Origin of the sequence: Streptococcus mitis, assembly GCF_003942965.1 — a bacterium.
Classification (GTDB): Bacteria; Bacillota; Bacilli; order Lactobacillales; family Streptococcaceae; genus Streptococcus; species Streptococcus mitis_BH.
Genome location: NZ_RJOG01000007.1, coordinates 1 through 15,521 on the forward strand (window position 1 = coordinate 1; position 15,521 = coordinate 15,521).

General features: G+C 40.3%; 12 protein-coding genes, 2 tRNA genes and 1 pseudogene. 10 read left to right on the forward strand and 5 right to left on the reverse strand.

Annotated elements, in window-relative coordinates:
* Positions 1–68: 68 nt before the first annotated feature.
* Together D8837_RS03150 and D8837_RS03155 are read left to right on the forward strand one after the other, a co-directional pair.
* Positions 69–142 (forward strand) — tRNA-Arg (locus D8837_RS03150).
* 15 nt (positions 143–157) lie between these two features.
* Positions 158–231, forward strand: a tRNA-Pro gene (locus tag D8837_RS03155).
* A 63-nt stretch (positions 232–294) separates the two neighbouring features.
* Here D8837_RS03155 and D8837_RS03160 read toward each other — a convergent pair.
* Positions 295–1,625 (reverse strand): annotated as a pseudogene (locus D8837_RS03160) (ISL3 family transposase).
* Positions 1,626–1,745: 120 nt separating this feature from the next.
* On the opposite strand from D8837_RS03160, the gene D8837_RS03165 reads away from it, so the two are divergent.
* The 8 genes from D8837_RS03165 (at position 1,746) to D8837_RS03205 (ending at position 11,957) form a co-directional block, all read left to right on the forward strand.
* On the forward strand, positions 1,746–6,137 hold the full coding sequence (locus D8837_RS03165) for a PolC-type DNA polymerase III (RefSeq protein WP_125456178.1): 4,392 nt from the start codon (positions 1,746–1,748) through the stop codon (positions 6,135–6,137).
* A gap of 18 nt (positions 6,138–6,155) precedes the next feature.
* Entirely contained in the window at positions 6,156–6,308 is a 153-nt protein-coding gene (locus tag D8837_RS03170; protein WP_000776626.1) for a hypothetical protein, read from the forward strand.
* 21 nt (positions 6,309–6,329) lie between these two features.
* Positions 6,330–7,571 carry an aminopeptidase gene (locus D8837_RS03175; RefSeq protein WP_125456179.1) on the forward strand — a complete coding sequence of 414 codons (1,242 nt, stop codon included), beginning with the start codon at positions 6,330–6,332 and terminating at the stop codon, positions 7,569–7,571.
* Between the two features lie 9 nt (positions 7,572–7,580).
* Complete coding sequence (locus tag D8837_RS03180; protein ID WP_000580445.1) at positions 7,581–7,811, forward strand: GlsB/YeaQ/YmgE family stress response membrane protein; 231 nt, start codon at positions 7,581–7,583, stop codon at positions 7,809–7,811.
* 223 nt (positions 7,812–8,034) lie between these two features.
* Positions 8,035–8,757 carry a pseudouridine synthase gene (locus D8837_RS03185; protein WP_125456180.1) on the forward strand — a complete coding sequence of 241 codons (723 nt, stop codon included), beginning with the start codon at positions 8,035–8,037 and terminating at the stop codon, positions 8,755–8,757.
* Positions 8,758–8,868: 111 nt separating this feature from the next.
* The gene (gene pepC, locus D8837_RS03195; protein WP_125456181.1) at positions 8,869–10,203 is read left to right on the forward strand and encodes an aminopeptidase C; all 1,335 of its coding nucleotides are present in this window, start codon (positions 8,869–8,871) and stop codon (positions 10,201–10,203) included.
* A 184-nt stretch (positions 10,204–10,387) separates the two neighbouring features.
* Positions 10,388–11,158 (forward strand): DeoR/GlpR family DNA-binding transcription regulator, encoded by a 771-nt coding sequence (locus D8837_RS03200; protein WP_000284185.1) that lies wholly within the window; start codon positions 10,388–10,390, stop codon positions 11,156–11,158.
* Entirely contained in the window at positions 11,148–11,957 is an 810-nt protein-coding gene (locus D8837_RS03205; protein ID WP_001022272.1) for a Cof-type HAD-IIB family hydrolase, read from the forward strand. Before D8837_RS03200 ends, D8837_RS03205 begins: the two co-directional genes overlap by 11 nt.
* Positions 11,958–12,236: 279 nt before the next feature.
* Here the strand turns inward: D8837_RS03205 and D8837_RS03210 are convergent, their stop codons facing one another.
* The 4 genes from D8837_RS03210 to D8837_RS03225 are packed head-to-tail and all read right to left on the reverse strand — an operon-like array spanning position 12,237 to position 15,387.
* Positions 12,237–12,623 (reverse strand): DUF956 family protein, encoded by a 387-nt coding sequence (locus D8837_RS03210; RefSeq protein WP_000248235.1) that lies wholly within the window; start codon positions 12,621–12,623, stop codon positions 12,237–12,239.
* A 14-nt stretch (positions 12,624–12,637) separates the two neighbouring features.
* Positions 12,638–13,552 carry a PTS system mannose/fructose/sorbose family transporter subunit IID gene (locus D8837_RS03215; RefSeq protein ID WP_000829619.1) on the reverse strand — a complete coding sequence of 305 codons (915 nt, stop codon included), beginning with the start codon at positions 13,550–13,552 and terminating at the stop codon, positions 12,638–12,640.
* A gap of 15 nt (positions 13,553–13,567) precedes the next feature.
* The gene (locus D8837_RS03220; RefSeq protein WP_001095147.1) at positions 13,568–14,365 is read right to left on the reverse strand and encodes a PTS mannose/fructose/sorbose transporter subunit IIC; all 798 of its coding nucleotides are present in this window, start codon (positions 14,363–14,365) and stop codon (positions 13,568–13,570) included.
* Between the two features lie 17 nt (positions 14,366–14,382).
* On the reverse strand, positions 14,383–15,387 hold the full coding sequence (locus tag D8837_RS03225) for a PTS sugar transporter subunit IIB (protein ID WP_125456182.1): 1,005 nt from the start codon (positions 15,385–15,387) through the stop codon (positions 14,383–14,385).
* Positions 15,388–15,521 lie beyond the last annotated feature (134 nt).

Consider the following 15,521-nt stretch of genomic DNA (forward strand, 5'->3'; position numbering starts at 1 on the left):
GGACTTAAAATCCTGCGATTGGTAACGATCGTACCGGTTCGATTCCGGTCCTCGGCATACAATAATGAGCACCCTTAGCTCAACTGGATAGAGTACCTGACTACGAATCAGGCGGTTAGAGGTTCGACTCCTCTAGGGTGCATTTTTCTATTTAACTCGGGAAGTAGCTCAGCTTGGTAGAGTACTTGGTTTGGGACCAAGGTGTCGCAGGTTCGAATCCTGTCTTCCCGATTGATTATCTGAGTACCTAAGGTACCTTTTTATACTAAACAACTGTAGCGTGTTGAAGAAAAGCTAAGCTCGAGAAAGGACGAAGTTCGTCCTTTCTTTTTTGATGTTCTGAGCGATAAAAATTCGTTTTTTGAAGTTTTCAAAGTTCCGAAAACTAAAGGCATTGCGCTTGATAAGTTTGATGAGATTATTGGTCGCTTCTAATTTGGCGTTGGAATAGGGTAACTGAAGTGCATTGACGATTTTCTCTTTGTCCTTGAGAAAGGTTTTAAAGACAGTCTGAAAAAGAGGATGAACCTCCTTTAGATTGTCCTCAATGAGTCCGAAAAATTTGTCAGGCTCTTTACTTTGAAAGTGAAAAAGTAGGAGCTGATAGAGATTATAGTGATCTTTCAAGTCTTCTGAATAGCTCAAAAGCTTGTCTAGAATCTCTTTATTGGTCAAGTGCATATGAAAAGTAGGGGGATAAAAACGTTTCTCACTGAGTTTCCGACTATCTTGTTGGATGAGTTTCCAGTAGGGCTTTATAGTCTTGTACTCATGGAATTTTCTATTAAGTTTATTCATGATTTGAACACGTACACGACTCATAGTACGGTTCAAGTGTTGGAGTAAAACAGTTCAGTGTACTGTTTTAGCCTGAGTTTAGAAATATAATAACGAAGGGTGAAAGCGATCTAGAAGAATTTTAGCACACGGAAAAAGATGTTTAGTCAAGTCGTAGTAAGAACTAAACATATCCATAGTAATGATTTTCGCCTGATAACGAATGGATATATCGTAGCGAAGAAAGTGATTTCGAATGATAGCTTGTGTTCTACCCTCAAGAAGAGTGATAATACTGAGATTATCAAAATTTTGCGCAATGAAACTCATCTTCATCTCCCGATTGAAACAGTCACTCCCCTGACTGTTTCAACGTCCCAGGACATAATCTTAGGAAGATGTGAAACATCATGCTTAAAACGGAAGTCATTGAGCTTGCGAATGACAGTTGAAGTTGAAATAGACAGCTGATGAGCAATGTCGGTTATAGAAGTCTTTTCAATCAGCTTCTGAGCAATCTTTTGGTTGACGATACGAGGGATTTGATGATTTTTCTTGACGCTAGAAGTCTCAGTGACTATCATTTTCGAACAATGATAGCACTTGAAATGACGCTTTTTCAGAAGAATTCTAGTAGGCATACCAGTCGTTTCGAAGTAAGGGATCTTAGACGGTTTTTGAAAGTCATATGTCTTCATTTGTCTTCCGCAATAAGGACAAGATGAAGCCTCATAGTCCAGTTTAGCGATGATTTCTTTGTGGGGATCCATATTAATGATATCTACAATCTTGATGTTTGAGTCCTGTATATCTAGAAATTGGGACTTTTTTAAATTAGTTAAGTAGATTCTGATAATCTTTTTTTGCGAAATAAGTTTGTAGACAGTAGCAGTTCTTAACGAAAGATACTGGCTATATATTTTTTCTAAATATGGTAAAATAGTAGGAGAATAATGTGAGGAAAATGAATGTCAAATAGTTTTGAAATTTTGATGAATCAATTGGGGATACCTGCTGAAATGAGACAGGATCCTGCTTTATCACAGGCTGATATTGAGCGAGTTGTGGTTCATAAAATTAGTAAGGTATGGGAGTTTCATTTCGTATTTTCTAATATTTTACCGATTGAAATCTTTTTAGAAATAAAGAAAGGTTTGAGCGAAGAATTTTCTAAGACAGGCAATAAAGCTGTTTTCGAAATCAAGACTCTGTCTCAAGAATTTTCAAATCAACTCTTGCAGTCCTACTATAGAGAAGCTTTTTCTGAGAGGCCATGTGCTAGTCAAGGTTTTAAGTCCCTTTATCAGAATTTGCGAGTTCGTGCGGAAGGTAATCACCTCTTTATTGAAGGATCTGAGGCGATTGATAAGGAACACTTTAAGAAAAATCATCTTCCTAATTTAGCGAAACAACTTGAAAAGTTTGGTTTTCCAACTTTTAATTGTCAAGTAGAGAAAAATGATGTGCTGACCCAAGAGCAGGAAGAGGCCTTTCATGCTGAAAATGAGCAGATTGTTCAAGCAGCAAATGAGGAAGCGCTCCGTGCTATGGAACAACTAGAACAGATGGCACCTCCTCCAGCGGAAGAGAAACCAGCCTTTGATTTTCAGGCCAAAAAGGCTGCGGCTAAGCCAAAGCTAGATAAGGCGGAGATTACTCCTATGATCGAAGTGACGACGGAGGAAAATCGTCTGGTCTTTGAAGGGGTTGTTTTTGATGTGGAGCAAAAAGTGACCAGAACAGGGCGTGTTTTGATCAACTTTAAAATGACAGACTACACTTCCAGTTTTTCTATGCAAAAGTGGGTTAAAAATGAGGAAGAGGCCCAGAAATTTGACCTAATCAAGAAAAATTCTTGGCTCCGAGTGCGTGGGAATGTGGAGATGAATAACTTCACACGCGATTTGACTATGAATGTGCAGGATGTGCAGGAAGTTGTTCACTATGAGCGGAAGGATTTGATGCCAGAAGGTGAGCGCCGGGTTGAGTTTCATGCTCATACTAACATGTCGACCATGGATGCTCTACCAGAGGTTGAAGAAATCGTGGTGACAGCTGCTAAGTGGGGACACAAGGCTGTTGCTATCACGGATCATGGGAATGTTCAATCCTTCCCACACGGCTATAAGGCGGCCAAAAAAGCTGGAATTCAGCTAATCTATGGAATGGAAGCCAATATCGTGGAGGACCGTGTACCTATCGTCTATAACGAAGTGGAGATGGACTTGTCAGAAGCGACCTACGTGGTTTTTGACGTGGAAACGACAGGACTTTCAGCTATCTATAATGATTTGATTCAGGTTGCGGCTTCTAAGATGTACAAGGGGAATGTCATTGCTGAATTTGATGAATTTATCAATCCTGGACATCCCTTGTCAGCTTTTACGACTGAGTTGACTGGAATTACAGATGACCATGTCAAAAATACCAAACCACTAGAACAAGTTTTGAAAGAATTCCAAGAATTTTGCAAGGATACGGTCCTAGTTGCCCACAATGCGACCTTTGACGTTGGCTTTATGAATGCCAACTATGAGCGTCATGGTCTGCCAAAGATTACTCAGCCAGTTATTGATACGCTGGAGTTTGCTAGAAACCTCTATCCTGAGTATAAACGTCATGGTTTGGGACCTTTGACCAAGCGTTTTGGTGTGGCCTTAGAACATCACCACATGGCCAACTACGATGCGGAAGCTACTGGTCGTCTGCTCTTCATCTTTATCAAAGAGGTGGCAGAAAAACATGGTGTAACCGACTTGGCTAGACTTAACATCGATTTGATTAGTCCAGATTCTTATAAAAAAGCTCGGATCAAGCATGCGACCATCTATGTCAAGAATCAGGTAGGTCTAAAAAATATCTTTAAGCTGGTTTCTTTATCCAATACCAAGTACTTTGAAGGGGTGCCACGGGTTCCGAGAACGGTTTTAGATGCCCATCGGGAAGGTTTGATTTTAGGCTCAGCTTGCTCTGAAGGCGAAGTTTTCGATGCAGTTGTTTCTCAAGGTGTGGATGCGGCGGTTGAGGTGGCCAAGTATTATGATTTTATCGAGGTCATGCCTCCAGCTATCTACGCGCCACTGATTGCCAAGGAGCAGGTTAAGGATATGGAAGAACTCCAGACCATTATCAAAAGTTTGATAGAGGTTGGAGAACGCCTTGGCAAGCCCGTTTTGGCTACCGGAAATGTTCACTATATCGAACCAGAAGAAGAGATTTACCGTGAAATTATCGTCCGTAGTTTGGGACAGGGGGCTATGATTAACCGAACTATCGGTCATGGAGAACATGCCCAACCAGCACCACTTCCAAAGGCTCATTTTCGAACGACTAATGAGATGTTGGATGAATTTGCCTTCTTGGGAGAGGAATTAGCTCGGAAGTTGGTTATTGAAAACACCAATGCTTTGGCAGAAATCTTTGAACCCGTTGAGGTCGTTAAGGGTGACTTGTATACGCCTTTTATCGATAAGGCTGAAGAAACGGTCGCTGAGTTAACCTATAAGAAGGCATTTGAGATTTATGGAAATCCACTGCCAGATATTGTCGATTTGCGGATTGAAAAAGAATTAACTTCTATTCTGGGGAATGGATTTGCCGTGATTTATCTGGCTTCCCAGATGCTGGTGCAACGTTCCAATGAACGGGGTTACTTGGTAGGTTCTCGAGGATCTGTCGGATCTAGTTTCGTTGCGACCATGATTGGGATTACAGAGGTCAATCCTCTCTCTCCTCACTATGTCTGTGGTCAGTGTCAGTACAGTGAGTTTATCACGGATGGTTCTTATGGTTCAGGTTTTGATATGCCCAATAAGGACTGTCCGAACTGTGGTCACAAACTCAGCAAAAATGGGCAGGATATTCCGTTTGAGACCTTCCTTGGTTTTGATGGAGATAAGGTTCCCGATATTGACTTGAACTTTTCGGGAGAGGATCAGCCTAGCGCCCACTTGGATGTGCGTGATATCTTTGGTGAGGAATATGCCTTCCGTGCAGGAACGGTTGGTACGGTGGCTGCCAAGACCGCTTATGGATTTGTCAAGGGCTATGAGCGAGATTATGGCAAGTTTTATCGTGATGCAGAGGTGGAACGTCTAGCCCAGGGAGCTGCTGGTGTCAAACGAACGACAGGACAACACCCAGGGGGAATCGTTGTTATTCCTAACTACATGGATGTCTACGACTTTACGCCTGTCCAGTATCCAGCGGATGATGTGACGGCTGAATGGCAGACCACTCACTTTAACTTCCATGATATCGACGAGAACGTCCTCAAACTCGATGTACTAGGACATGATGATCCGACCATGATTCGGAAACTGCAGGACTTGTCTGGGATTGACCCTAATGAAATTCCTATGGATGACGAAGGCGTAATGGCCCTCTTTTCTGGGACGGATGTGTTAGGGGTAACACCTGAGCAAATCGGAACGCCTACGGGCATGCTGGGGATTCCAGAGTTTGGAACCAACTTTGTACGTGGGATGGTCGATGAAACCCATCCGACGACTTTTGCGGAGTTGCTTCAGCTCTCAGGTCTATCCCACGGTACCGACGTTTGGCTGGGCAATGCACAAGATTTGATTAAACAAGGAATAGCGGACCTATCAACTGTTATCGGTTGTCGGGACGACATCATGGTTTACCTTATGCATGCGGGTCTGGAACCTAAGATGGCCTTTACCATCATGGAACGCGTACGTAAGGGCTTGTGGCTGAAGATTTCCGAAGAGGAAAGAAATGGCTATATCGAAGCTATGAAGGCTAATAAGGTGCCAGAGTGGTATATCGAGTCCTGTGGAAAAATTAAGTACATGTTCCCTAAAGCCCATGCGGCAGCCTACGTTATGATGGCCTTGCGTGTAGCCTACTTTAAGGTTCACCATCCTATTTATTACTACTGTGCTTACTTCTCCATTCGTGCTAAGGCTTTTGATATCAAGACTATGGGGGCGGGCTTGGATGCCATCAAACGCAGAATGGAAGAAATCTCTGAAAAACGGAAGAACAATGAAGCCTCTAATGTGGAAATTGATCTTTATACAACTCTTGAGATTGTCAATGAGATGTGGGAACGTGGTTTCAAGTTTGGAAAACTCGATCTCTATCGTAGTCAGGCGACAGAGTTCCTTATCGATGGAGATACCCTCATCCCGCCATTTGTTGCTATGGATGGTCTGGGAGAGAACGTTGCTAAGCAGTTGGTGCGAGCGCGTGAAGAGGGAGAATTCCTCTCTAAAACAGAGTTGCGCAAGCGTGGAGGGCTCTCATCAACCTTGGTTGAAAAGATGGATGAAATGGGGGTTCTGGGCAATATGCCAGAGGATAACCAGTTGAGTTTGTTTGATGAGTTGTTTTAAGGTCTTGGAGGAAAAAAGATGAAACTAAGAATTTTTGCGGAAGACAAGCCGGCTGAGAAGGTATTTGAATATCAATTAGAACTTGCTGATCAGACAATTCTTCTATCAACAGCACTCTTGTCAGGTGCCATTGCTTTAGCAGGATTATTCTCTGCTTTGAAAGAAAAATAAAAATAGAAAAGAGAAAACAACATGGTTTTACCAAATTTTAAAGAAAATCTAGAAAAATACGCTAAGCTTTTGGTTGCAAACGGAATCAATGTGCAACCTGGTCATACCTTGGCTCTCTCTATCGATGTGGAGCAACGTGAGTTGGCTCACTTAATCGTCAAAGAAGCTTATGCTTTGGGTGCGCACGAGGTTATTGTTCAGTGGACAGATGATGTCATCAACCGTGAGAAATTCCTTCACGCACCGATGGAGCGTCTGGACAATGTGCCAGAATACAAGATTGCTGAGATGAACTATCTCTTGGAGAACAAGGCTAGCCGTCTTGGGGTTCGTTCTTCTGATCCGGGTGCCTTGAACGGAGTGGATGCTGACAAGCTATCAGCTTCTGCTAAAGCGATGGGACTTGCGATGAAGCCAATGCGTATCGCAACTCAATCCAACAAGGTTAGCTGGACTGTAGCAGCAGCTGCTGGGCTTGAGTGGGCTAAGAAAGTCTTTCCAAATGCTGCGAGCGATGAAGAAGCAGTCGATCTCCTTTGGGACCAAATCTTCAAAACTTGCCGTGTCTATGAAGAAGATCCTGTTAAGGCTTGGGAAGATCATGCAGCTATCCTTAAGAGCAAGGCTGATATGCTTAATAAGGAGCAATTTTCAGCCCTTCACTACACAGCGCCAGGGACCGATTTGACCCTTGGCTTGCCGAAGAACCATGTTTGGGAATCAGCTGGTGCTATCAATGCACAGGGCGAAGGATTCTTGCCAAATATGCCGACAGAGGAAGTCTTCACAGCACCTGATTTTCGTCGCGCAGATGGTTATGTTACTTCTACAAAACCGCTTAGCTATAATGGAAATATCATCGAAGGAATTAAAGTAACCTTCAAGGATGGACAAATCGTGGATATTTCAGCTGAGAAGGGTGATCAGGTCATGAAAGACCTTGTCTTTGAAAATGCGGGTGCGCGTGCCTTAGGTGAATGTGCCTTGGTGCCAGATCCAAGCCCAATTTCTCAGTCAGGCATTACCTTCTTTAATACCCTTTTCGATGAGAATGCGTCAAATCACTTGGCTATCGGTGCAGCCTATGCAACTAGCGTTGTTGGTGGAGCGGAGATGAGCGAAGAGGAGCTTGAAGCTGCAGGGCTTAACCGTTCAGATGTTCACGTAGACTTTATGATTGGTTCTAACAAAATGGATATCGATGGTATCCGTGAGGATGGGACACGTGTACCACTCTTCCGTAACGGAGATTGGGCAAATTAAGGAGCAAAAATGATAGGAAGTATGTTCGTTGGTCTCCTAGTGGGATTTTTAGCAGGTACTCTGACCAATCGTGGAGAACGCATGGGATGTTTTGGAAAAATGTTTCTCGGCTGGATTGGTGCCTTTATAGGCCACTTGCTTTTTGGGACTTGGGGACCGATAATAGCAGGAACTGCCATTATTCCGGCAGTACTAGGTTCCATGATTGTCTTAGCGATTTTCTGGAGACGAGGAAGTTAATTTCTTAAATCTAATACTCAATGAAAATCAAAGAGCAAATTAGGAAACTAGCCGCAGGTTGCTCAAAGCACTGCTTTGAGGCTGTAGATAGAACTGACTAAGTCAGTGACATATATACGGCAAGGCGACGTTGACGCGGTTTGAAGAGATTTTTGAAGAGTATGAAACGAAAAGGAGGTTGGTCATTGTACCAGCCTCCTTTTGAGTATGATATAATAGTTCTATGAGATTAGATAAATTTTTAGTTGCCTGCGCTGTGGGAAGTCGGACTGAGGTCAAAAACTTGCTCAAGGCTGGGCGCGTGACGGTAAATGGTAAAAAAGAAAAATCAGCTAAATTGCAGATTGATGAAGAAGGAGATGAGATTCGCTTTGATGGGCAAGTGCTGGAGTATGAAGAGTTTGTCTACTACATGATGAACAAGCCCCAAGGGGTTATTTCAGCGACTGAGGATCCTAAGCACAGAACCGTTCTGGACTTGCTGGATGATATTGCTCGGAGCAAGGAAGTTTTCCCAGTAGGACGCTTGGATATCGATACGCATGGACTCTTGCTCCTGACCAATGATGGTCAGCTGGCTCATGCTCTTCTTTCGCCAAAGCGTCATGTGGATAAGACCTATCTGGCTCAGGTCAAGGGAATTATGGCCCAAGAAGATGTGGAGATATTTGCTGAGGGTATTCCTCTCAAAGACTTTACCTGTCAATCCGCTAGACTGGAGCTTGTGTCCATAGATACAGAAAAGAATCAAAGCCAAATCCGTGTGACCATTGCAGAAGGGAAGTTTCATCAGGTCAAGCGTATGGTGGCCTACTGTGGCAAGGAAGTAATAGACTTGCAACGTTTGACTATGGGAACTCTAGTATTGGATGAGAACTTGCAGCGAGGAGAATGGCGTCGCTTGACCAAGGAAGAATTAGAGGTTCTCCTTGCAAGTATTGCTTAGTTTGGTTTATTTTCGAAAAAGGTGAGGGACAATGTCCTTGCCTTTTATGTTTTTCAGTTGCTTCCTTTGTGAAAAGAGTTATAATAGACTGTAGAATAAAAGGAGGAATCTATGAACGCGATTCAAGAATCATTTACTGATAAATTATTTGCCAACTATGAAGCAAATGTAAAATACCAAGCGATTGAAAATGCTGCCAGCCACAACGGAATTTTTGCAGCTCTAGAACGTCGCCAAAGCCATGTAGATAACACACCTGTTTTCTCATTGGATTTGACCAAGGACAAGGTAACCAACCAGAAAGCGTCTGGTCGTTGCTGGATGTTTGCGGCTCTCAACACCTTCCGCCACAAGCTTATCTCACAATACAAACTAGAAAATTTTGAGTTATCACAGGCCCACACATTTTTCTGGGACAAGTATGAGAAATCAAACTGGTTCTTGGAGCAAGTCATTGCGACTGCAGACCAAGACTTGACGAGCCGTAAGGTTAAATTCTTACTCCAAACTCCACAACAAGATGGAGGTCAATGGGATATGGTCGTTTCTCTCTTTGAGAAATACGGTGTCGTGCCTAAGTCAGTTTACCCTGAGTCTGTTTCATCTAGTAGCAGTCGTGAGCTAAATGCAATCCTTAACAAATTGCTTCGCCAAGATGCTCAAATTTTGCGTGACTTGCTTGCTTCTGGCGCAGACCAAGCGACTGTTCAAGCTAAGAAAGAAGACCTCTTGCAAGAAATTTTTAACTTCCTTGCTATGTCACTAGGCCTTCCACCACGTAAATTTGACTTTTCTTATCGCGATAAAGATAACAACTACCAAAGTGAAAAGGGCATTACACCACAAGAGTTTTACAAGAAATATGTTAATCTTCCTCTAGAAGATTATGTTTCTGTTATCAACGCTCCAACCGCTGACAAGCCTTACGGCAAATCTTACACAGTTGAGATGTTAGGAAATGTGGTTGGTAGCCGTGCGGTTCGTTACATCAACGTTCCAATGGAGCGCTTGAAAGAGTTGGCAATTGCTCAAATGCAAGCAGGTGAGACTGTTTGGTTTGGTTCTGATGTTGGTCAGCTCAGCAACCGTAAAGCTGGAATCCTTGCGACAGATGTTTATGACTTTGAATCAAGCATGGATATTAAACTCACTCAAGACAAGGCTGGACGTTTGGACTACAGCGAAAGCTTGATGACCCACGCTATGGTCTTGACAGGTGTTGATTTGGATGAAAATGGCAAGTCAACCAAGTGGAAGGTTGAAAACTCTTGGGGAGACAAGGTCGGTACAGATGGTTACTTTGTTGCCTCAGACGCTTGGATGGACGAATACACTTACCAAATCGTTGTTCGCAAAGAATTGCTGACAGCAGAAGAACAAGCTGCCTATGAAGCAGAACCAATCGTACTCGCACCATGGGATCCAATGGGAGCCTTGGCAGAATAAAAGCATAGAAAAAAGGAATCAGGCTTAGAACCTGGTTCCTTTTTTCTATGCTTGATTACTACATGATACCGAAGAAAGATATCATCTTGTTCAAATTATAAAGCACTAAAGTGCTTAAAAACACTTAAAATTATTGACAAACACTTACGCAAGGAGTAGAATATATATAAGAGGAGGTTGTGTTATGTATCAAGAACAAAGACTTGAGCAAATTCTGAAACTTTTAGATGAAAAAGGGAGTTTAAGTGCAAAGGAAATGGTAAAACATTTCAATGTATCAAAAGATACGATTAGAAGAGATTTTGCAATTTTAGCAAGAGAAAAACGAGCGCAACGAACACACGGTGGATTACTACCTATTAATAGACAGCCTATTCTTGGTTTTCAAGGTAGAACAGAACAATTTCCTGAATCAAAGCAGAAAATGGCATTGCTTGCTAATGAACTAATTTCCAACGGAGATTTTCTATTTTTAGATGTTTCAACAACTATGCTAGTTTTATCTAAACAAGTTGACAAAAAAGTCACTGTATTTAGCCATTCATTAGATAATGCTCTTATACTAGGAGGAAAAGAGAAAATTGAGTTTCATATACTTGGCGGAAAGTTTCATCAAAAAAATCGTTTCTATTATTCTCTAGAGGAAACAAAAGCTTTAGAAAAGATACATCTAGATCTAGCGTTTTTTGGAGCTGCTAGCATAGAAAATGGATTAGTTTGTTATGAGGATCAAGAAGATGTTTTAGTTAAAAAAAGAGCTTTTAAATCTAGCCAAATTCGTATCTTACTAGCTGAGTCTAGTAAAATAAATCGGCACTCTCATTTTGTTCTTGGTAAATTAACAGACTTTGATTATTGGATTACTGATAAAAAACCAGACATGGAATTAGAGAAACAGTTAGAGGGAAATACTATTATTTTATACCCGAAGGGAGGATGTAATAATGAACATTAAACTAATTATAAGCGATATTGATGGTACAATTTTGGATAGTAAACACCAAGTAGACACGAAATTAATTGAACTCATGCCTGCTTTAAAGGAACAAAGAATTCCTTTTATACTTTCTTCTGCACGATCACCTCTTGGTATGGCTTCGATAGTTCAAGCATTGGGTATACATAATGAACCAATAGCTTGCTATAATGGAGCACTTATTACAAAAGGAGATAAAATTTTAAGCCAGCATTCCATTAATCAAAAAGAATTCATAAGCATATATGAATTTATTATAAGAGAGTTTCCAACAGTGTCTATCAATATTTATTCTGGAAAAGATTGGATTGTAGAGTCTTTTAATAAATGGGTAAAAAATGAAGCAAGAATTACTGGTGAGACTCCTATAGTAACTAATGTATCAGATTTTATCAAAAAAGAAGATACTATTATCCATAAATTATTACTAATAGATGAATCTAAAACTATTCAGAAAGTTCAAAAAATATTGTCTGAAATGAATTTTGTTGAAACAGACTTTTATTTATCAAAAGATAATTATCTTGAAGTAACTAATAAATGCGTATCTAAGAAACAAGCTTTGTTGGAGTTGGTAGAATACTACGGTCTTACTTTAGAGCAGGTTATGACAATTGGTGATAATTTTAATGATCTTCCTATGATTGAAACTGCTGGTCTTGGTGTTGCTATGGGGAATGCACCTTTACAAGTTAAATCGAATTCAAATATCATCACATCAAGTAACGATGAACACGGTGTAAGTCAAGTTATAAAACAGGTCGTTTTTACAAATTAGAATTAAGTTGGATTTAAAATGTAATACCTTTTAGAAGAAAATGCTTTTTGAAAGGATGTCTAAAAAAGAATTGTTATGAAACATGATCTAACAGAGTAAATTATGAACATTTTTAGCAGGGGTTATAGCTGATACAATACTCCACCTTTGTTTAGAAATTATAAAATGTTACCTCTTCGTTTCATTTCTACTGAAGAAATTTAACTACTAAAAAGCTCTCCACAACAGTACTGAGTTGATAGAGAGCTTATTATTTATAAGTTTGGAGCGAATTTTGAACTATTTTTTCTTAACAATAAGTTTAAAAAGATTTTTAAAGCCCAATTTAAGTGTTGAGATGATACTAGGAGCTTTTCGTAACTTTTCCCTTGGGATTCTCCTCTGAATTATTTTTAATGTATTACGACTATTTCTACTAGAAAAACGAAATCTACCGTTTTGTTTTGTACGAATTTCAAATCGTGGGATATATTTTCCACCAAAATAAACATCTGCAATTACAAAAGTTACTTCCGTCCAAGGAATTTGAATATAATCGTGTAACTTCGTATCATTATAAAATTCAAAAGATTGATCCCCAATTAGAATATTACCATAGATAGGGCCTTCGCGAAACCAAGTGCCCTTAATAGTATAATCTACAGTTGTATTTAAAGAATTTACCATAAGTCAGTTTTGTTTTATAGAAGGTGAATGAGGTGAAGCACAATAGCTAGAACAAAGATACCTAAAATAATAACGATTGGAGATACTTTTCTTTTAAGGAGATACATACATAGGAAAGTCAAAGCTAACGCAGCTAAACCTGGAACTAATTGATTTAAGTTATCTTGTAAAGTTGTAACTTTATTTACATCTAAAGATCTACCAGATGCGAACTGAGTGAAAGCTTCTTTTAGACCATCTGCTCCAGCAGGTAATTTTTCCCAATCAATATAAGCACCTTCTTGTTGTTTTACAGTAGAAACTACAGGTGTAAATGTAATGCTTACCCAACGTTGAATCAAAGCACCAATAACAAACATCCCCATCATTGAAGCACCACGTGTAACTTGTTGAAGTAAGTTCCCTGATAAATCGTCAGTGATAGCTGTCCCTGCTTTGTATCCAAATTCTTGGCTATACCATTTAACTGCTGCAACCATAGCATTCCAAAGTACAAAGAAAACGATTGGTCCTAATATGTTCCCTGAAATAGCTAAACTTGCACCGAGTGAAAGGAAAATAGGACGGAGAGTAAACCAGAATAGTGGGTCTCCAGCTCCAGCAAGAGGTCCCATCATACCAATTTTAACACCAGAAATTGCAGCGTCATCGATGTTAGCTCCATTAGCTCTTTCTTCTTCAAGTGCTAGAGTGACTCCAAAAATTGGGTTAGCCATAAATGGTTGAGTATTGAAGAACTCTAAATGACGTTTTAAAGCTGCAGCACGGTCTTCTTTAGAAGTATACAATTTTTTAATTGCAGGAATTAGGGTATAAACGAAACCACCATTCTGCATACGCTCATAGTTAAATGAACTTAAAAGAAAGTATGAACGTAAGAAAGCTTTAAAGCGATCTGATTTTGTAAGATTAATTTTATTTTCAGCCATTTTATTCCCTCCTGATTAAAAGTCTTCTAGAATGTCTCCGAGTGGATCACCAGAGTTATTATTAGAAGAACTATTTGTACCGCTAGCTTCAAGAGCAAGGTAGATGATTGCAAGACAGACACCAATAATACCTAGACCAATTAAGGTTAATTGATTGATAGCTGCTAAAGCGAAACCTAGGAAGAAGAAAGGCCAAACTTCACGGCTAGACATCATGTTGATAACCATGGCATAACCAACGGCAACAACCATACCACCACCAATTGTCATACCTGCTGTTAGCCATTGTGGCATAGACTCTAGACCACTACGAACAACTTCAGATGGAATTAGCATTAGAAGTAAAGCTGGGATTGCAACTCGAAGACCTTGTAAAGACATACCAATCATATGCCATCTTTCAATACCAGCAATATCTGCAGCCTCAGCACGACTATCCATTGCGTGTGCGATAAATACTGTAGCAGTACGAACAATCATAGTTAAACCGAGTCCAGCAACAGCTAGGGGAACTGCAAGTGCAATAGCAGAACCGATACCATTAGTACCTTGTCCTCCTTGGATTAGAATGATTGCTGAGGCAACTGCTGCAAGAGAAGCGTCTGGAGCCATAGCGGCACCAACGTTAGCCCATCCCATGGTAATTAATTGAAGACTACCGCCTAACATAATCCCTAATTCGAGATTTCCTGTTACTAGACCAATCAAGGAACAAGCAATAACGGGTTGATAAGTTTCAATCTGGTCGTTAACTGAGCTACAGCCGATAATGAAAGAAACAATAACGACTAAAAGAATTTGCATTGTATTCATTTAGATATACTCCTATATTATTTTTTTTCTGCTAACTTGCTTTCAGCTGATTTAATTAAAGTATCAATATTTGATGGACTATCACTTGGGACACCACGAACATCAAATTTGACACCTAGCTTCTGCAACTCTTTAATGGCATCAATGTCTTTTTGATCGAATGATAAAGCTTTAGTAACATTAACTTTACCCTCTTTATAGGCAGAAGAACCAAGATTAATTTCTTCTACTTCAACTCCAGCTTTAATAGCTGATAAGGCATCTTCTACAGATTCAAATAACAACATTGCACGTGTGTTTCCAAAACGTGGATCATTATTAGCTTTCACCATATGTTTAATTGGAATTACATGAGCTTTAACTCCACTAGGAGCAGCTTGCTTAATCATGTTAGTGCGTAATTTATCATTACATACTGTATCAGAAACAACAATAATTCTGTCAGGGTTGCTAGAACGTGTCCATCCGGTTGCCACTTGTCCATGTAGGAGTCTAGTATCTACACGAGCTAGGACATACTTGATTTTCCCATCACCGATAACAGTTCCTTCTGGAATCGCAGCTTGGGCAACTGGAGCAGCTGCAACGCTTGCTACTTCCTCAACTGGGTTTAGCTCTTCTGGAAGAGCTTTGATGCCATCTTTGGCTTCTTTAATGATATTCGCAGCGACTTTTTCTACACCTGCAGCAGCGTCCATCAGGCGCTCTGTGTAGGCTTGAATTAACATCGGTAAGTTCAGTCCTGTGATGATGGCAAACTTACGCTCAGGATTTTCTCCCATCACGCGGCTAGCTTGGTTAAATGGAGATCCACTCCAAAGGTCAGCCAAAACTAGAACCTCATCTTCTGCGTCAAATGCAGCAACAGCGTTATTAAACTTAGCGTATAGATCATCAGGACCTTCATTTGGCATAAAGGTTACAACTTGAACCTTTTCTTGTTCACCAAAGATCATAGATCCTGACTGATGAATACCCGCAGCAAATTCGCCGTGGCTCGCAATAATGATTCCGATACTCATTATTGTCATTCCTCCTTTTTTGTTTTAGTTTTCGTTTAAGAAAACTTTAAGACTTTTTAAGTATAAACCGTTTTCATCAAAAAATCAACTATTTATCATAAAATAANTAAAAAGATTACATCTGAAAATATTGA